Source organism: Niabella sp. ZPM-14, from assembly GCF_055693045.2.
The window spans coordinates 2,273,525-2,293,503 of record NZ_CM181148.1; the positions used below are offsets into that span (position 1 = coordinate 2,273,525).

12 protein-coding genes are annotated in these 19,979 nt (G+C 48.8%); 8 read left to right on the forward strand and 4 right to left on the reverse strand.

The genetic code is table 11. The annotated features are described in order from the left end of the window. Window positions 1-16: 16 nt before the first annotated feature. The gene (locus ACU37H_RS09655; protein ID WP_472701731.1) at window positions 17-8,698 is read right to left on the reverse strand and encodes a glycoside hydrolase family 94 protein; all 8,682 of its coding nucleotides are present in this window, start codon (window positions 8,696-8,698) and stop codon (window positions 17-19) included. A 347-nt stretch (window positions 8,699-9,045) separates the two neighbouring features. After that, entirely contained in the window at window positions 9,046-10,077 is a 1,032-nt protein-coding gene (recA, locus tag ACU37H_RS09660) for a recombinase RecA (RefSeq protein WP_472701730.1), read from the reverse strand. 418 nt (window positions 10,078-10,495) lie between these two features. Between recA and ACU37H_RS09665 the strand changes: the two genes are divergently transcribed. The 8 genes from ACU37H_RS09665 (at window position 10,496) to ACU37H_RS09700 (ending at window position 18,128) form a co-directional block, all read left to right on the forward strand. Next, entirely contained in the window at window positions 10,496-11,269 is a 774-nt protein-coding gene (locus ACU37H_RS09665; RefSeq protein WP_472701729.1) for an HmuY family protein, read from the forward strand. A gap of 82 nt (window positions 11,270-11,351) precedes the next feature. Continuing rightward, entirely contained in the window at window positions 11,352-12,146 is a 795-nt protein-coding gene (locus ACU37H_RS09670) for a hypothetical protein (RefSeq protein WP_472701727.1), read from the forward strand. 187 nt (window positions 12,147-12,333) lie between these two features. Beyond that, window positions 12,334-13,305: a hypothetical protein gene (locus ACU37H_RS09675; RefSeq protein ID WP_472701726.1), complete on the forward strand. Its 972-nt coding sequence runs from the start codon at window positions 12,334-12,336 to the stop codon at window positions 13,303-13,305. Window positions 13,306-13,464: 159 nt separating this feature from the next. After that, a complete protein-coding gene (locus tag ACU37H_RS09680; RefSeq protein WP_472701725.1) occupies window positions 13,465-14,064 on the forward strand; it encodes a hypothetical protein in 600 nt (199 codons plus the stop codon). Between the two features lie 92 nt (window positions 14,065-14,156). After that, complete coding sequence (locus ACU37H_RS09685) at window positions 14,157-15,107, forward strand: SGBP N-terminal domain-containing protein (protein ID WP_472701724.1); 951 nt, start codon at window positions 14,157-14,159, stop codon at window positions 15,105-15,107. 83 nt (window positions 15,108-15,190) lie between these two features. Beyond that, complete coding sequence (locus tag ACU37H_RS09690; RefSeq protein WP_472701723.1) at window positions 15,191-16,423, forward strand: S41 family peptidase; 1,233 nt, start codon at window positions 15,191-15,193, stop codon at window positions 16,421-16,423. A 33-nt stretch (window positions 16,424-16,456) separates the two neighbouring features. Next, window positions 16,457-16,756 carry a hypothetical protein gene (locus ACU37H_RS09695; protein WP_472701722.1) on the forward strand — a complete coding sequence of 100 codons (300 nt, stop codon included), beginning with the start codon at window positions 16,457-16,459 and terminating at the stop codon, window positions 16,754-16,756. 370 nt (window positions 16,757-17,126) lie between these two features. After that, window positions 17,127-18,128 (forward strand): AraC family transcriptional regulator, encoded by a 1,002-nt coding sequence (locus ACU37H_RS09700; RefSeq protein ID WP_472701721.1) that lies wholly within the window; start codon window positions 17,127-17,129, stop codon window positions 18,126-18,128. On the opposite strand, the gene ACU37H_RS09705 is transcribed toward ACU37H_RS09700, so the two are convergent. Together ACU37H_RS09705 and ACU37H_RS09710 are read right to left on the reverse strand one after the other, a co-directional pair. Further along, the gene (locus tag ACU37H_RS09705; protein ID WP_472701720.1) at window positions 18,112-18,921 is read right to left on the reverse strand and encodes a heme ABC transporter ATP-binding protein; all 810 of its coding nucleotides are present in this window, start codon (window positions 18,919-18,921) and stop codon (window positions 18,112-18,114) included. The two genes, ACU37H_RS09700 and ACU37H_RS09705, sit on opposite strands and share 17 nt — an antisense overlap. Window positions 18,922-18,934: 13 nt before the next feature. Further along, entirely contained in the window at window positions 18,935-19,978 is a 1,044-nt protein-coding gene (locus ACU37H_RS09710) for a FecCD family ABC transporter permease (RefSeq protein WP_472701719.1), read from the reverse strand. Between the last annotated feature and the right edge of the window lies 1 nt (window position 19,979).

Genomic DNA, 19,979 nt, shown 5'->3' on the forward strand with positions numbered 1-19,979 from the left:
CTGTCGCCTCTTGATCTTACAATGTAATATTCACTTCGTGCACACCTCCGTCGTCGTTTAAGGGCACGAATCTTTCAGGTATGGATTGACCATCTAAGACTACTTCAACGGTGCCATCTTTCCGTTGGTTGTGGATCCTGAGCTGATAGAGCGTGTTGCCGAAATTGTAGTTCACCTCGAAACCTGGCCAGTTGTCGGGGATACAAGGATCTACATGCAGCTCCTGACCTTTACGCTGCAATCCTAAGATATGTTCCAGCGCGAGCTGGTAGGTCCAGCCTGCGGAACCCGTATACCAGGTCCAGCCGCCCCTGCCCTCATGCGGTGCCACGCCATACACATCGGCGGCCATCACATAGGGCTCCACTTTATACTTTTGCGTTTCCCCGTTGTCGGTCGCATGGTTTACCGGATTCACCATCGAGAACAGTTCCCATACGCGCTCCCGGTCTTTGATCATCGCAAAGGCCATCATGGTCCAGATGGCGGCATGGGTATACTGACCCCCATTCTCCCGCACACCTGGCACATACCCTTTGATATAGCCAGGATACAGGTCGGATTTATCAAAGGCCGGTGTCAGCAGCTTGATGATACCATTTTCTCGGTCGATCAGGTGCTCATTGAGGGAAGCCATAGCTTTCCCTGTACGCTCTGGCGCTCCTGCGCCGGAGATCACGGACCAGCTCTGCGAAATGGAGTCAATGCGACACTCCTCATTTTGAGAGGAGCCTAGCGGAGTGCCGTCGTCAAAATACGCACGCCTGTACCACTCGCCGTCCCATGCATTCTTGTCGATATTTTCTTTGAGCTTTTCCGCTTCGCTGATGCACTTGATGTGAAACTCTTTATCCTCCTGCTGATCCGCTATCGCAGCGAATTTCATCAGCACATCATACAGGAAGAAGCCGAGCCACACACTTTCACCCTTGCCATGCTCACCCACTTTATCCATACCGTCATTCCAGTCACCGGAGCCTATCAGGGGCAGTCCGTGTTCGCCAAACTTCAGCCCGAATTCAATCGCGCGTTTACAGTGGTTGTAAACCGATTCCCAGTCGTTGAGGAAAACAGGCAGATCGTAATAACTTTCTTCATCCGGGCGCAACGGCCGACCCTGGATATAAGACACGTATTCTTCCAGCACTTCAGTATCGCCTGTTGCTTCAATGTATCGGGCAGTGACGTAAGGCAGCCACAGGTAATCATCAGAGCAGGTTGTGCGCACACCGCGCCCTGTAGGCGGATGCCACCAGTGCTGCACATCGCCTTCCTTGAATTGCCGCGAAGCGGCCAGCAGTATCTGCGCGCGGGTCACATCGGGGCGGGTATGCATCAGCGCGAGCACATCCTGCAACTGATCCCGGAAGCCGAAGGCGCCGCCGGATTGGTAGAACCCGCTTCTTCCCCACACCCGACAGGCAAGGGCCTGGTACACCAGCCACCCGTTGGCCAGCACATTGAAGGCCTGATCCGGAGTGTTTACATACACGCTACCAAGAATATGATTCCATTGATCATGCACCCTTGATTGTGCCTCATGTACCAGCTGGTCATTTTTATATTTCATCGCCAGTGCCTTTACCTCCTGTTCGGAGCGGGCGCTGCCCAGCCTGAACACGACTTCTTTCTCTTCATCGGCCGCCAGCTCTACACCAATTTGTATGGCTGTACAAGGATCGAGCGCGGCACCGTAACGATTGGACAACTTTTCGCGGGTCAGCGCTTCCGGAGCGGCCAGCGAGCCATTGCGTCCCAGAAACTCGGTGCGGTCGCAGGTATAAGATTTCACTGCTCCGTCGGCATCGAAGAAGGATACACGATCCGCAAACGTGCTGTTGTAATGATTGCGCGCGAAGATGACGCCTGTTTCCAGGTTCTTTTCAGTAACCACATGCATCCGCGTATTGGTCATGGTATCGCCTAATACCCATTCAGTATAGCCGGTCACTGACAGTCTCCTGGGCTTGGCGGTAAGGTTCTTCAGACGGACCACCGTAAACTTTATCGCGTCTTCAGTGTCGACAAAGACCCACATTTCAGATTTAACGCCATGAGCGATGTGCTCAAACACCGTATATCCAAAGCCATTCCTGGTGAGGTAGGGTTTGTTGCTGTTGCGGGGCAGCGGAGCAGGGGACCAGTATCTGCCGCTGATGTCGTCCCTGATATAATACGCTTCGCCGGTCTTGTCGGACACCGGATCATTCTTCCACGGGGAGAGGCGATAGGAGTGCGCATTCTCTGCCCAGCTGTACCCGGAACCACTCTCGGACACCATTGTACCAAACTCTGCGTTGGCAATGATGTTTACCCAGGGAGCCGGAGATTTCTTGTCTGGTGTGGTTAATATAAAATACTCTTTGCCATCAGGGGTGAACCCGCCGGTTTCATTATTGAAGACCAGGTTATCAGGCAGCTGCATCTTCATATCTGTATCAAATGCATTGCGGCCTGTTACTTTTAATGCCGGAGGCAAGGCTTTAGCCGGCCTTTGTTTGGCCATCTGTTCCTGCAGCGTACCGGCGTTGTCGTGAAAGATCAGTCGCGCGACTGTCTGGAACAGTACCCGGTCTTCTGTCGTCAGCTGATCACCCTGCCTGATAAAGATGCCGCCGGGCTGATCGACGATGGCGCCGCTGATCGCGGTGACAAAGCCCATGATCTGATCGTGCAGCAATTGCCTGTAAGTACCGAAATCATCGTTCCAGATAATCAGGTCTACCGCCAGGCCTTTCATGCGCCAGTAAGAATGCGCTTTGATCAACTGCCGCACCAGGGCGGTATTGTCGCTGTCCTGCACGCGAACCAATACAATAGGAAGGTCGCCGGAAATGGAATATCCCCAAAGCCCGGACTGTCCTTTCCTGTTGCTTGCAATAATATTAGGATCTGCACGATGCGTAGCGTTTGCGTACAGGATGTGTCCCGCCATCGTATTGAACAGCTGCGCCTCTGCTTCACTGGCATTGATCTGCCTGAGCAATACCTGGCTGTGCGTCCACGATAACTCAAACGCACGGTTTTTCAAATGCACATCGTGGTACTTATCAATGAGGTGGGTACACCTTTCTTCCGTTTCCGTAATACCGGTGATGATCTCGAAAGTGGCCGTCTGCCGCGGCTTGAGTGTGATCTTGTATTTGATCGCTGCCACCGGATCCAGCACGGATCCTGCCGTTCCAGATAAAGGCCCCTGCTTGTCTACCGCCAGCGGAGACGCCAGTGTCCTGGTACGGCCGATAAACCGCATCCGGTCACTTTCATAGGACACTTCTTCTTTTTCTGCGCCTGAAAGATCCATCATAAAAAACAGCCATGGTGGTTGTTCGTTCTTAGACCTTGCTCTTCGCGTGCAAAGGATGGCTTTGGCATCTTCGCTGATCTTTGTCTGCACAAACAGGTTGCTGAAAGCGGGGTGCGCTTCGTCGGCAGCCTGCGGCGCAATGACGATTTCCGTGTAGCCCGTCACCTCAAGTGTTTTAGTTACGCTGCTCCTGTTGGAAATCTTAATGCGCCGGATGGAAATGTCATCTTCAGGCGACACGACGATATCCGTTTTTGTTTCAAAGTCGTTGTTGACACGCCTGAACTCTACGTGCCCCTGGGAGAAGATGGTTTCATCTACCGCTTGTTTCTTTTGTACCGGCTGATAGGTGTTGGACCATAATTCTCCGGTCGACAGGTCTTTGATATAGCAAAACGTGCCCCAGTTGTCTTCTGTTATGTCTTCGCGCCAACGGGTCAATGCGATATTTTTCCACCGGTGATAACTACCACCGGCGTTGCTGATGGCCATGTGATAGCGCCCGTTGGACAATAGCTGCACCTGCGGTGTGCTGGTATTCGGTGTGCGGATGATTCGGATATGCGCTTCGTGCGTTGCTACCACTTTGCTGATCGCGCTATCGTCCTGCGTATAGTAGTTTGTCGCTTTCGGTGCGCGTTCTTTCAATAAGAGCAATGCTGATTGTAATTGCGGATCCCGCTCGAATCGCTGCTGCATTTTCTCACCGAGTAACAGGCGGGCCATCGACAGGAAGGCCATGCCCTGGTGGTGCGCCATAAAGGAGCGGATGATCACGTGTGATTTACCCCTGGGCATCCTGGCCGGCGTATAATCTATCGCTTCATAAAATCCGTACTTACCCTCGAAGCCGGCTTTGGACAACACTATTAAATTCTTTAAGGCGGTTTCAGGTTCTATCATCAACGCCAGCATGGTAGCATAAGGCGCAATAACCAGATCCTGTCCGAGTCCACGCTTCAATCCCAACCCGGGCACACCGAAGGCCTGGTACTGGTAGTTCAGATGTGCATCGACCAGGTTATATCCTGATTCAGATACGCCCCATGGAATGTCTTTTCTTTTTCCGTAGTCTACCTGGTTCTGGATCACACCCCTGGCGGTTTTTTCCAGTAACGTGTTCTCATAAGAAGGCATCACCAGGTCGGGCATCAGGTATTCGAACATCGAGCCGCTCCAGGAAAGCAGCACCGGCGCTGTTCCATCATTGGTAATCAACCTCCCCAGCGCGAACCAGCTATCCTGAGATACTTTTCCCTGCGCTATGGCCGTGTAAATGCCGAGCCGCGCTTCAGATGCGAGGATATCATAGTAGCTTTTATCTTTAACTTCTTCACTGACGTTGTAACCAATATGAAAAAGATGCTTGGAGGAATCGTATAAGAAATCATACTCAACATCAGCAAAACCGCTACACTCATTGGCCAACTTCTCTATCTTACTGAACTTTTCCAGCACATGCGTTTCTGCTGTTTGCAGCGCGTCGTTCAACTGTTTCAGCCATAAGCGTTCCTCCTCGTTCGCTGCCTGCGACATCAACTGTTCTGTAACGGGAAGTAAAGTGCTTGTCAGATCCCTGATCTCTGTCAGCGTCGGAATAGTCTCTAAAGGCTTCAAGGCCTCGTATGTGCCTTTCAATGGTAACAACTCCACCCAGGGCGTGAGTAATGAGAAGGATCGTAACGCGTCGGTAATTTGCAGGGACAGCTTCTCTACCCAGAATACGACTTCTGGTTTGGCGTTGATGTCTGCGTCGGCGGCCAGTTTCTGTACCTCCTGCTGCAGATCGAGCAGTCGTTGTTGGTTTTCATAAAGCGCATCAACCGGTGCGTCAGCAAACTGTTGCAATTTCTGTTCGATTGTTTTGAAGGCATAGCTTTGTTCACCGTCGCTGGCATGAGCCGCTAACATGGTGTGCCGCAAGCCCTCATAAAAATCATTTAAAAACACTTTATGATGCGGCAGCTCCAGCAAGCCTTGTCTCAGCACGATCATATTGGCCACAAAGTTTCCGCTATCCACTGCAGATACATATTTCGGATACAGCGGTTGCAGGTTGGTCGTGTCATACCAGTTATAAAAATGCCCTTTGTAGCGCTCCATATCATTCAGTGAATTGAATGTATTCTGGATCCTTTCAACAAGATTGCAAAGGGAAATGTAACCAAAGTCGTAAGCTGACAAGCTCACCAGGCAGGACAAGCCGATGTTGGTCGGTGAAGTGCGGTGGGCCGTGACTTCTACGGGCTTCTCCTGGTAGTTGTCCGGTGGCAGATAATTATCTTCCGGTCCGACGAAGTCTTCAAAGAAGGCCCATGTTTTCCGGTTGACGATCTGCAGGAAAGCTGCATCTGTATGAGAGAGCGAGAAGTCCTGTCTTACACGCTTACGGCTTACACGCCAGGCGAGAATGGGCGACAGTACCCACAATATTAAAAAGGGAATGGCGCTTAATAATGATTCAGGCCGGTAAGTAATGATAAGCGCGGTTACGATTGCCGGTAATACCAGGGCCGGCCACATCAGCCGGTAGGCACCAGCGACAGTCTTTTTGCCACTGGCCTTCTGAGCAGCGTAAGGAGTCCACTGAAGTAGTCGCTTTTTTGATATCAGCAGCCGCCAGTTGGCTAATATAATCGCATCGGCATTTTTATAAGCTTCGAAGGGCAACACGGCGATGTTATATACTACCTGTGCCACGTTCTTTTTGAAAGTATCGATCACGTCAGAAATATGCGAACTCGTATCCAGGTCTTCCGGCCTGCGCGCCAGTTGCACCAGCCCGGTGATCACGGGCATAAAGAACCAGAACACCAGGAAACCTGTGATCCACCAGCCCGGATCGGGCAGGAACAGCCACGCGAGCGCCAGAAGCACAAACATCGCGGGCGTCAGCAGGCTTCGTTTGATATTGTCCCAGATCTTCCACTTGGACAAAGATGAAATATAATTCCTGCGGAGCTTGTTGCTGGCATCAGGCGCGAACGGCAACCCCCATGAGGCGATCTGCCAGTCGCCGCGGATCCAGCGGTGACGGCGGCTCACATCGGTCCAATAGGTTTCCGGATAGTCCTCAAACAACTGTACATCGGTCAGCAACCCAGATCTTACATAAGATCCTTCGAGCAGATCATGGCTCAAAATACGGTTTTCAGGGAAGGTATTGCCCAACACTTCTTCAAACACATCGATATCGTAAATACCTTTCCCTACGAAAGAACCCTCTTCAAATAGATCCTGGTATACATCAGATACAAGCTGGGTGTAGGGATCAAGGCCGGAATCGTTGCTGTGCATGCGCGCATAAATCGAACTCGTTTTCCCGGGCAGATTGATGGCTGTCCGCGGCTGCAGAATACCATAGCCTTCGACCACCCTGTTCTTTTTCTTGTTGATCACAGGATGATTGAGCGGATGCGCCATGGTGGCGATCATTTTCCAGGCCGATTCGCGGGGCAGCAAAGTGTCTGCGTCCAGCGTAATCACATATTTGATATGGGTTAAAGCGGAGGTATCGCCCACAATAAGTGAGAAATCATCGTGACCGGTTTTCCTTAACAGACTGTTGAGCTCTCCCAGCTTTCCTCTCTTACGTTCATAGCTCATCCAGACCTTTTCTTTTTTGTTCCACTTGCGGGGACGATGCATCAGGAAGAACTTGTCCGGCTCCTGCTCTTTGTGATATTTGATATTCAGCAGCTCTATTTCTTCTTTGACCAATGCCAGCAGCTCATCATCCTGCGGCATCTTTTCTTGGGGCGCATCCGCGAAGTCGGTAAGAAGACAGTAAAAGAGATTTTGCTGCGGATTGGAAAGATAACGCACTTCCAGGTCGCTGACCAGTTCTTCGATACCGGACTTGCTGGTGATCAGGCAGGGCACTGCCACAACCGTACTGTATGCCTCAGGGATGCCCTTTGAGAAATCATACTTGGGAAGTGGACGCGGCTGTACCAATATGGTAGCAATCCAGTTGATGACGACTGTAGCAAAATGACCGATGATGACGAAACAAAGGACGCCGATAAGGAGCGCCAGCCACCAGGGTTGATCATTGTTGTTGAACAACTCCAGCCCTAACAACACACTTGCCAGCAGCGCAACAACAAATGTTGAGCCTGCATATGTCAGCAGCCGGTTATCGCGGAAAAAGAGCTTCAGCTGATCATTAAAGTCCAGCCTGGCTTCGGCGGCGCGCACCAGTTCGTTCCTGCCTTTGTCGATCAGAAAATAGCCGATATGGTGTTGCCGTTCAGGCTGGCCTTCGGCTTTCTTTTGCTTTGCAAGGTCGATCGCCAACCGGGCTATTTCATGCTCCGCTTTCCTGGATTTTTTACCAATCCATTCCACCACGTGGCGATAGCAGTCGCGGGTGGCGAAGTCGACCAACGGGTAAGTGCCGGTGATGTCTTCCCGGAATATTTTTTCGACAACGCTTACACTTTCTACGAAGTTTTTCCACTCGGTTGTTTTCAACAGGCGGATACTCTCGATGCTGTTGCGCATGGACACCTGGTCGGCGGCCTGGCTTTGGTTGTGGATATTAACCAATTCGGCCACAGAATGACCGGTGTCCGATAATTGCTGTTCGATCCAGGACAAAGGCATGGCGAGCCCTTGCCCCTTGCCCTGCATGCGACGGGTGAACTCAGCTACAAAGGCGCTGTTGAGCCGGACATCACTTTTGGCCATTTCAGCGGTAGCAATGATGATATCCTTGGAATTTTTCTGAGCGGTTTTGATAAACTCTTCTGCCCAGTAGATGGCGTCGTTTTTATCGAGCCGGTCAATGGCAATGCGGGAAGCAATGCGCCTGATATTCTCGATGATCGCAAACCTCAACATGATCGGGATGGCCCAGAGCTCCCCTATGGTGAGAATGCGTTTGCTCTGATACCCCTCGATAAAAGCTGTGAGGTTGGTGATATCGATCCGGCCATCGCTGTGCGAAATGATCTCAAGTGCAATGTCATACACCCTTGGCATACCGGCAGACTTCCCTTTTGCCAGGATCGGGAGGGTCTGGCTATATCCTTTTGGTAAGTGTTTGCGCGCAATGTCGATCTGCTCTTTAATAAGGTAGAGGTTATCCAAAAACCATTCGCTCGCCGGTGCGATGGCATTTTTTTCCTTGATCGTCTCGGCCAGCATCTGCTGCACTTTGACGATCACATCCTCATTATCATTGAGGCGCTTTAACACCTTGTCCGGCTGCCTGGTTTTCAAAATCTCGTGCTGGGTCGCCACACGTTCCCCCTGTGTTTTCATTTGAGAATCACTCAACAGGTCGAGCCGGAAAGGATCTTCGTTTTTAAAAGGATAGTTCGATTCGGAAGTAAAATACTCTCTCATCTTCGTTACCAGGTCATCAACGGGCATTGCTATCTTCATCCGTGTGTTTTATTTTAATTAGTTCTACTCTTGTTATGAATTGCGCCATGCTTTCCTCTGGCTGGCTGCTACTATCGATGCTGGTGCGCGAACGTTGTCATGTATAAACGCAGTTAACATTGATACAAGAAGTTCATCGCTGGTCATTCGCCATCCGGATTGCAGGAAACCTTTGCGTCAACATTACGATAAAAACTAATATAATGATGCGCTTTTTTATTTCTCGGTTTAGATATTTACAATTTTCAAGCCGATATTTAACAAGGTGACTATTAATCAATAAAATAGCCGCCCCAGTTTGTGAGGCGGCTACACTAACCCATCAAATAAAATATACCGGTACGGTTTTAAGCCTGTTTCAGCTCCGCAATTTTTTCCCTGATCTTGGTCTCGATTTCTCCGGCCAGTTCAGGATTATCGTTCAACAGATTTTTTACGGCATCGCGACCCTGACCCAGCTTGTCCGTATTATAGCTGTACCAGGAACCGCTTTTTTGAATAATATTCAGATCGACGCCCATATCGATGATCTCTCCTGTTTTAGAAATACCTTCTCCGAAGATGATATCGAATTCTGCGGCACGGAAAGGAGGGGCCACTTTGTTTTTCACCACTTTAACCTTGACACGGTTACCGATGGTCTCATCTCCGTCTTTGATCTGGGTCTGACGGCGGATGTCCAGCCTTACAGAGGCGTAGAATTTCAAAGCGTTACCCCCGGTTGTCGTCTCGGGGTTACCAAACATAACGCCGATCTTTTCACGAAGCTGGTTGATAAAAATACAAATGGTATTGGTTTTGGAAATGGTCGCCGTCAGCTTACGCAGCGCCTGGCTCATCAAACGGGCGTGTAAACCCATTTTGCTATCGCCCATTTCTCCTTCTAATTCACTTTTGGGCACCAGCGCCGCCACAGAGTCGATCACCACCACGTCGAGCGCTCCGGAAAGGATGAGGCGGTCAGCAATTTCCAGCGCCTGCTCGCCGTAGTCGGGCTGGCTGATCAGCAGGTTATCAACGTTTACGCCTAATTTCCGGGCATAAACACTGTCAAAAGCATGCTCGGCATCAATGATAGCGCACATGCCGCCTTTTTTTTGCGCCTGTGCGATCACGTGGGTCGCAACGGTCGTTTTACCGGACGATTCCGGACCATATATCTCGATCACCCGGCCACGCGGTAAACCGCCGATGCCTAAGGCCGTATCGAGGCCAATGGAGCCCGTTGATACCACCGGGTGGCTCTCAACTGCCTTTTCTCCCATCATCATTACGCTACCCTTACCATAATCTTTATCAAGCTTTTCCATGGTAAGTTTCAGCGCCTTAAATTTTTCGCTGTTTATATCTACTTCAGGTAATTTATCTGTCTTTGCCATAAATCAAAAATACAATTTAGCTATATCCTGTCTAAAATATTTATCAACAGCAAAACTAATATATTTAGTAATATCAAACTAATTTTTTTGTCATCCGAAAAGATTCTTTTCACCCAACCTCAGTAATCCATGCGCTCAGGCGTCTTGAAAATGGCCCGGTCCTTAGCACACCTGCCAGCCTCATTGGTATTGCCTATTGCCAGTTTCCAATTGTTCATTGCCCATTGTCATGTTCAATTGTAATACCAATGTCATAATACATTTTGAATACATCTTAATACACTTGTAATATAGACTTCCCTTCGCAGAGCGGCAATTTTGCTCTTGCCGAACTGCAGCAACTTGTTGATACTACTAAGAGCATTGATTCAACTGCAGTCCCGGAAAAAATCACCAGTATCGTTTAAACCATCATCTGATGAAACAGCTTAAAACAAATCTTTCTGAGAGGCGAAGACCCATCCGGCGGAGCGGCCAATATGAATGGATAAAAAAATGGCTCTTCATGTCGGTATTGAGCGCAGCCTGTGCGTTATGCATCACCTCCTGTTCTAAAAAAGACAGTATCGTTTCGCTCGAGGACGGCAAGAGCACGGTGATCTATGACCTGGCGGGCGACACAGGCGCATCAATGAGTGATGGCGTGGACGGAAAAGAAAAAAGAGCCTTCCATATTTTCCTGTTCCGGTTCAAAGATCAGAAACAAATATGGATCAGAAACGCGGCAGACTCGGCTGCTTATCTAAAAACGAAAGACTGGGACATTGCTTTCACCGGTCCCTACAACAGCGAAGTATTTGTCAACAATGCTTCTTATAAATATAATCCTGGCTTCCAGGGCGCCGCCACGAACACGGCAGTAGTGATGTACGACCAGCCTTACGACCAGGTAACGGAAGCTGCTTCCGACCTCGAGTTTAACAACAGTACTATTCAGAAAATAGGTTGGGCCTCATCAGAAAACTCGGTGGGCTGGTTTTTTTACGACTTGAATACCCACCTGGTGAAGCCGGTGCCGAATCGGACCTACGTGATCCGGCTACCCGATGGAAAATATGCGAAACTGCAGCTGATCAATGTTTACAAAGGCAACCCGCCTGCGGTTACCGATCTGAACTGGCCTGCGCCCTACTTTACTTTCAAGTATTACGTGCAGCAGGACGGGAGCCGGAACCTGAAAACCAAAGACTGATGATACCGCCTGTAAATGAATAGAGACAACAGTAACCCACAGGCTCCTTGCCTGAATACTAACTTCTAAATGATAAGATAACATGGTCAGATCAACCCAAAAAAGAAATATACATTTTGCCCGACTACTGATGTGGCTTTGGCTTCCCGCCTTGTTTACTGCATCCTGTACAAAAGACAACCCGCTTAAGCCCGATCCGGAACCGGAAGTAATCGCCCGCGCAGCAGACATGGTACCCTATTATAAGTTGCAGAGAGTGGAAAACCTGCCGGCGGAATCCAATGATGAAGACCCGACGGCACCGAAAGTTGAAATTTTATTTAGCCTGGATTATAAAAAGGTACAGCCCCGCAGCTATGCCAAAACCTCTCTTTGGGACCTTTCTTTCAGTAGCCTGTACAACGCCTCATTAGGAGGCAATAATGGTACTGATGGCAAAAACTTTGGAAAAGGAGGTCCTGGCAAAGGTGGTATTGCTATTGTAGAAAAGACCTTTGATGAAGTGACTGAAGTACCGCCTGCTAACAGCTTCAAAACAGGCAACGCTATTCTGGGTACTGACGATGCGGGTTCATTTGGAGAAGGAGTCGGCTGGTATCTCTATGATTTCGGAGGAACAACGGTAGGCGACGGCAGCGAAGAGAAGAAGCATGTGGCCTATGCCTTGGGCAATCCTATAAAAACGAACAAAGGCGAAAACATTGTAAGGACGGTCATCGTGAGACTGGCGAGCGGTGACTTTGCAAAGATCAGGATGATCAGTGTGTATAAAGATGTTTTTACACCGGACAAGATGTTCAGAAAAACGCCTCACATGTATTTCACTTTCGAATATGTGATTGTGCCCGCCTCGGCTTCCGGGTTTGAGATGAGGTAAAGTCGGAGGTCCGAGGTCGGAAGTCAAAAACAGGATGTGGGAGCTACGAGAGTTGTATACATCAAAGAAAAATATGAACCAATAATAAAATGAAATGAGCATAACCATTAGCAGGCTATACGATAGCCAAAGCGCTGATAATTGTTGTGCGAGTTCGATCTGACAAAAATTTATAAAAGCTATATAGATGAAAACCAGAAACCTTTATGCTGTATGTTTTACACTGCTTATTGTTTTTAGCGCCTGCAAAAAAACAATCGATTATGAGAAGCTGCCTGCAAACCGCATGCTTTCTTATAGGGTAACCAATATTACCGACGGGGAAATTTACGGTGCTATTGACCATAGCAAAAATTTGATCACAGTCTACCTGCCTTTCTACCTGGGCCTGGAGGTGATACAGCCAGAAATCAAGGTGGAAGAAGGTGCTACTTTAAGCACGAAGATATTACCCGTAGCGATAGATGACACTACTCAGAGCTACAGGGTGAAGGGGGCCGACGGAAGTATACGTGTTTATAAACTAAGCATTGTGCCACAAAATACCCCCGGGTTACAGATCGGGTGGAACCAGGATCAATTTGAAACCAATCCCGCTCAATACATGCCGCGTATTATTGGCAATTTTTTAAGTAAGGAAACAGGCACACTCGGCGTAGACCTGGTAAACCTGGCTACGAAAGCGACCATCACCCCGCACCTGCAAGATGCTCATTTAACAACCGATCATTCGGGCACCTATTCTCTCGCAGGTATTCTCATCCCGGAAACCGCCGATAGCGGGCGGTATGAAGTGACGTTGCGTTATTTAGGCCATACGGTTAAAATGGAAAAGCCATTGCATATCACTTATGCGGTACCTGAAATTGCACAGTCCTGGTATCCGATAGAAACCTCGCGCGGAGCAACCATCACTTTCAAGGCCACTGCTTTTACGGGGAGCAATACTGGCGGATTGTTTATCGATTTGAAATGGGTGAAGGTAGCCGTGGCCGGTAAAGACTACGACCTTATTATTGACCCCTCCAGCAACCGCCGCGAAGCACATCTGAAAATTCCAGATAGCTTGCCCAAAGGCGAACATGGGGTTTCCACTTTCACTTTCAAGTTTGGCGATTGGGATCCAATCACCCATACCGCTGAACTGATCATAAAGTAGCGCCGGAGGATCAATGTGTATCCGGTTTGAATTCGATCGTATAAATTCTTGAGAGAATCAGATGAGCGCTGTGCTTTAATCGGCGCCTAAAGAAGCTACGTGCCATCGGTTCCGCTCAGGCAGTAAATAAACAGTTCCATTCATTAAAAATTAAAACACATGAAAAAAAAATTTCAAAGTCTGTCCCGCACAGCATTAGCAGTAATAAGTCTCTCGTTAGTTATGGCTTCCTGTCAGAAAAACAGCGATGTAGCTCCGTTAAAGCTTGACAATACCACGGCCGCTGTACCATCTATCAGTTCGGTTACGATCTACGGAAACTATGGCAACCCGGCTTTGGGCCCGTCCGGCTTCGGTACCCGCTATGTAAATATCATCACCGGTGCGCAGGACGCGACAGGAGCCGTTGCAGAGAACCTTTTATTTACAGGTATCAATAACGGTACGGTGAGCCCTGCATCTGGCTATACCTATAAATACCTGGTCACCAGCAAATCTTTAAGTACTATTACAGAGGCTGATTATGATGCAGCGAACGCTGTAAGTACATTCGGCCGAAATACCGGCACGGCAAGCGCACCAAACGGATGGTGGAACTATAACCCCATCACCCACCAAGCTACACCGGTGAGCAACGTAGTGATGTTTATCAATGACGGTATCGATACCTATGCCTTCAAAGCTACCAATATCGACGGAGAAGGTAGTCCAGTCAATAACAGAGGTGTATACAAGTTCGATATCGGGTTGGTTGAATAATATCCGGAACAAAACACCATTGAATGCTTCATAAGCAACAGTGCGGTTGTCACAACCGCACTGTTCTTAATTTCTTAAATTATTGATACATCATGTCTACATTAAAATACCTGAACCATATTTCTCTGGTCTTTATAGGATGGGGCTTTCTTTTTTGTTCCTGCAAGAAAGAATATTTGAAAACGCCATATACCCATATCGAGACTTTTAGCGTGACGGATGATAAAGGCCACACGGCTAAAGGATCTGTTGCCAATGATACCATCATCATCTACTGGGCTCCTTTCCAAATCGTTCCCGAAACAGTGACTACTCAAATTGGCCTGGCACCTGGCGCTTCCATTAGCCCCGCATCAGGCGCGAAGGTGGATTTTAAAACCGGTACTACGTTCACGGTCACCGCTCAGGATGGCAGCACAAAAAAATATTATCTAAAAGCAGTCATTAATGAGCCGGCTCCCGAGTTTGAAGTAAGCGAGCAAAGAGAGCTGGGTACCAGCGTGGGATTATCGGGGCAATACTTTATACCGGATACTCTAAAAAGCAAATTTTACCTGGTGAATGCGGAAAATAAAGACATACCCGTATCAGTCGATACAACCAATGAGTTTTCAACAACAGGCGTTTCATTACTGATACCTTTCATCAAGGAGATAGACACGGGATATTACAAAGTAAAAATGGTGACTGCTAAACATACCATTGTTAAAGGATCTGTACATATCGTTCTTCCGCGTCTATTGCAACATGACAGTCCGGATGTTGGGAAAACCGTTAAAAGAGGCGAACAGCTTACTCTGACCCACCCCGAGGCCGCCACAAAATATTATATCCTGACAGATGGGGATATAGCCAGCTTTTCGACTTCGGGAGGAGCCTTTAAAGCGCCGATCGTGGTAGAGAAGGGGAGTACCATAAAAATTAGAATTCCGGATGACGCCCCCGCAGGAAACATTAGCAGAATTATCATTTCCAACAAAGAGAATGTTCGGGTTTCCTATTTTAAAATACCAACCGGGAAAACACTTACCATAGGGGAATAATTTTCAGCGTATCAATTGCGCTCAATGCTTTAGAAGATTTTTTATAGCATCTGGTAAAGCTTTGATTTTATAAAATCAGATACATGTCTTTCTCTTTTCGACTTTTAGCGATTAATCTGTCTTTGGTGATTTTGTCGGGAGCCTGCACCAAAAAGGCTCCTGACCTATTCGCCGGAGATATTGCTCCGCTCACAGGCAGCCGGACAGCGTTCACGATCGACAGTATCTATCTCTATGCAAGACAGGTATATCTATGGAACGAGGTCTTACCTCCCTATTCGGTATTCAAGCCACGGGAAAGGTATGGCGATATCGAGCCTGACGTTCACGCTTTCAGAACTGAGCTGTTTGACATTACTCAACTGAAAATCAATCCGGCGACTGCTCTTGCCTATGAATCATCCGTTAAGGGTAAAAGTCCAAAGTATTCTTATATAGACGACAGTCCGGGCACCGCCGCTCGTATGGCCGCCACTTCCGATGCCTCCAATGCGGTGCTTAACAGCGAGGTGATTGACATTGACGGGCATAAGATCCCTTATATCGCCATAGGCTCTTTCCCGGAGTTGAGCCAATGCCAGAGCCTGCTGGACAATAGTTTTACCGGATTTGAAGCGTTAGCACCCCGCCATATCATTATTGACCTGCGTGACAACCAGGGAGGATATGTGGCGACCGCGGAGTATGTGGCCAATCTTGTGGCGCCCTCTTTCGTGCACGGTAAAAAAATGTTTTCCGAACAATACAATGCACAAATGCAGAACGGCAAAGCGCCCATCCTGCGACACCAGGCCTATCTCGATGAGAACGGCAACCCCGTTCGCTATAAGGGGCGAAACGCTACAATGGCGGATGTAGACTATACCGAAGCCGGTAATACGTATCACTTCAGTAAAAAGGGAAACCTAAACAGCATCAGGAATATATATTTTATAGTGAGCAGCAACACCGCTTCCGCTGCGGAGATGCTGATCAGCATTTTAAAACCCTATTTAAATGTACAGCTCGTCGGACAAAGGACTTACGGCAAACCTGTTGGCTTTTTCCCTGTCCGCATCGACAAATACAACGTCTACCTGAGCAGTTTTCTCATCAAAAATGCAGACAGCTGGTATGATTATTTTGAAGGGATGACGCCCGATGTCGTGGTTGCAGACATGGAGGACGCTACAGACAGCACACTGCAACTCATCACTGGAAAAGCGCCCGCTCAAAAGCTATCTCTGATTCCCACGGTCGGAACATCTTTTAAACCCGGCGATGCCCCTCCTGGCTTGTTGGAGCACCGGCTGAAGCTATTGCCTCGTCCAAAATGATCTGGGTATTCCATTTTAAAAATAAGTACAAATATGATCTCACACTTTCGGGAACTATATGTCAATAAAGAGGAAGATGAAGTAGTTTACACTGAAGACGGTAACCGTATCGTTATCGGATTCAGAAGAATGCTGATGACGCTGAGCGAAGAAGAGTTCAAAACCTTGCTGCTTCGATTTGAGCATATCACCAACAATACTTCCATCTGGAAAAGCGGAGCCGTTAAATCGCTGATGATACAAATGCCTTTCAGCGGGCTGCAGCTATTGTTTACCCACGAGCAGGCGGAAGGTTTTTACAGCTTGCTGTTGAACGCGTTTGTCATGCTGTAATCAAAGGATCGATAAGTCCACGCTGTCCATCCTGATCAGACAATATCATTTCAAGTTTAGGCGATCACCGGCCGCCTGGACTTGTTAAACTGAGCTTCGGCCAGCCTGATGGATATGGCTGGCGGGCCACCCTCCGGCTCCTCGTGCCCTCTTGTAGCCGGACCTTATCGCAACCCTCTTCGTTCGCAGAAATTCCAAAAATCGTAAACAGCTTTTGCCAAAATCGTAAATGTGTTCATTTGCCGACCGTGTACCTTCGCTCCGAAACAAATTTAATTGTACCAAACCTGTAGAGACTTCGTCTTTCCGGCTAACCTATCATGCCTTTTGGGCCGCCGCATGTTACAGGTTTTTAAATAAATAGCATCCAATGGTTATCAAAACAAAATTGGAAAATTTGGATGGCTGGCTGATCGAAGCCGACGTTCCGGAAAGTTTTACGCCGGATTATAAGTTTTCCGAAAAAGAGGCCGGGTTCAATAATGATTACGGGTCCATTCAGACCCGCTATCTGACAACGGGCGGCTTGTTCGTTATGTACTCCGTTATCCAACTCAACAAGCCGCTTTCCATTCAAACGGTTGTGGAGGGGGAAACCATTACCAGTCAGTTTGTTTTCTACCGGAAAACAAACGCGTCCTCTAAAACGCAGGCGGAGCAAGGAAATCCGAGGCCTAATATTTTATATGGCCGCAGCCGGCACAACCTGCATTACATTCCATCTACACAAAAGATCTACACCTTGCAGGAAAATGTAGAGTACACTTACTTCCTGGTGGTCGTTAGTAAAGATTACTATTTTAATCTCGTAGACCGGCAATCGGTGTTGCACGAAGATTTTACCAACAATATCGCCGCCGGCCATTATACCAGCTTCAGCACAGAAGATTTCCAGGTGACTTATGAAATGCGCCGGGTCATTGAAAGCATGATCAACTGCAATTATCAGAATGAAATGAAAAGGATCCACACGGAGGCACATATACTGGAACTGCTGATGTACCAGCTGGAACAGCTGAAGAGCAATGACGAAAACTCGCCGTGCGTTACGATTTGCAGCGATGACCTGGACAAACTTGAATGTGCCCGCCAGATACTGGAACAGCGCTTTACGGATCCGCCCACCCAAAAGGAATTGTCCAGGCAAGCCTGCCTGAACGAATTCAAGCTCCGCCGCGGCTTCAAAGAATATTTTGGTACGACGATCTATGATTATGTTACCCGTCTCAGGATGGAGTATGCCCGTAAGCTATTGACGGGAGATGGAAAGAGTGTTTACGAAGTAGCCTTGCAAGTCGGCTTTTCACATCAGAATAATTTTAGTGCCGCCTTTAAAAAATATTACGGGGTGTCGCCTAGCGCACTGGCCTGAAATCAACGTCATTCAGATACACGGGTCGGGTAAAGACCTGTCGCCGCAAGGTTACCGGGTGGGCACAGACTTCTGCATCTACTGAAAAAACAGTGTAGATGTTTCGTGCAGTAAGCACTTCCTCGGGTGCGCCATCAAAGAACTTCCGTCCGTTTTTCAAAAGTAAGATCCTGTCTGCGTATTGGGCAGCCAGGTTCATGTCGTGCAATACGGATACGACAATACAGCCTTTCCGGCTCAACGCTTTCAAGATAGCTAGTGTGTGCTGCTGATGCTGAATGTCCATCGCCGCTGTCGGCTCATCCATCAGAATCAGTGCGTCTGTATTTCCCCAAACCTGGGCCAGAACCCGCGCCAGATGTGCCCTTTGCTGTTCACCGCCCGAGAGGGTGAGGATCGAACGATCCGCCAGATATTCCAACCCGCAAAGCAACAGTGCCTCCTCCACTATCCTGTGGTCATCACCAGACGCCTTGATCTGGTAATGCGGATAACGTCCCATGAGCACCACCTCTTTGACGGTAAAATCCATGGACATGGTTACTTGTTGCGACATCACGGCCCGCCTACGCGCCAGCTCCACCGCACCATATTGCTGCAAGGTGCGGCCACCTAAACTGACAAGTCCCTTGTCCGGACGGATCTCGCCGGAAAGCAGCCGGATCAATGTCGATTTCCCTGCACCATTGGCACCCAGAACAGCTACCAATTCCCCGGGGCGCGCGACAAAGCTGATGTTCTGAATCAGCTGGTGCTCTTTGATTGTATAAAAAATATGCTCGATCCGCAACATGCTACTATTTCTTTTACCGGGTATAAAGATTTTTTTTGTCCCTGATCAGTATATATAAAAATACCGGCGTGCCCAATAAAGCGGTTACAACACCGATGGGAAGTTCCAGCGGTGCCACGATGGTGCGCGCTACCAGGTCAGAAAGTGTCAACACCAACGCCCCCAGGATGGCAGATGCGGGTATCAGGAAGCGGTTGTCCGTTCCTGCTATAAGCCGTAACATGTGAGGCACCAGCAAGCCTACAAAACCGATGATGCCGGTAAAGGCAACGGACACACCGGTGGCCATTGTTGCCAGCAGCACTACTTTTGTTTTCACGCAGTTGGCCTGCATGCCCAGCAGGTTGGTTTGTGTTTCGCCCAGTGCAAAGGCATTGAGCGGCTTGGCAAGACGCGGCAGCCACAGCAGGCAAAGGAGCACAAAAGGAAGTGTTCCCCATACAGCCTTCCAGTTGGCACCGGCAAGGCTGCCCATGAGCCAGAAAGTGATGCTGCGCAGTTGTCGCTCGTCAGCAATAAAAGACATCAGTCCGGTGAGCGCCCCTGCCAGTGCATTGATCGCAATGCCTGCCAGCAACATCGTGGTCGTGTGCGGTATGCCATTGGCTCTGGAAAGCCGATACACTAAAAAAGCGGCTATTGCTCCGCCAATAAACGCCCCGCAAGCCAGCAGATAATGGCCTGAAAGATTTCCCAGGCTTATCAGGAACCAGGGCTCCATCGCAATGATAAAAGCCGCGGCCAGCGAAGCGCCTGACGAGATCCCTATTAATGCAGGCTCGGCCAACGGATTGCGAAACACGCTCTGCACAGCAGCGCCTGACATACCTAATGCCGCACCTGTCAGCACGCTAAGGATCGTGCGCGGCAACCGTATTTCACCAATGATACCGGCATAAGTAATATTTTCAGGAACGATGGCAGTCAGCCGCAATCGCTGTATAAAAAAAGAAGTAATATCCTTCAACGGTACGTGGACGGCGCCCATACTCAGCGAGAGAAGAACGGAAACCATGAGCGCCACAATCAATAGGATGTATAATATCTTCTTATTCATA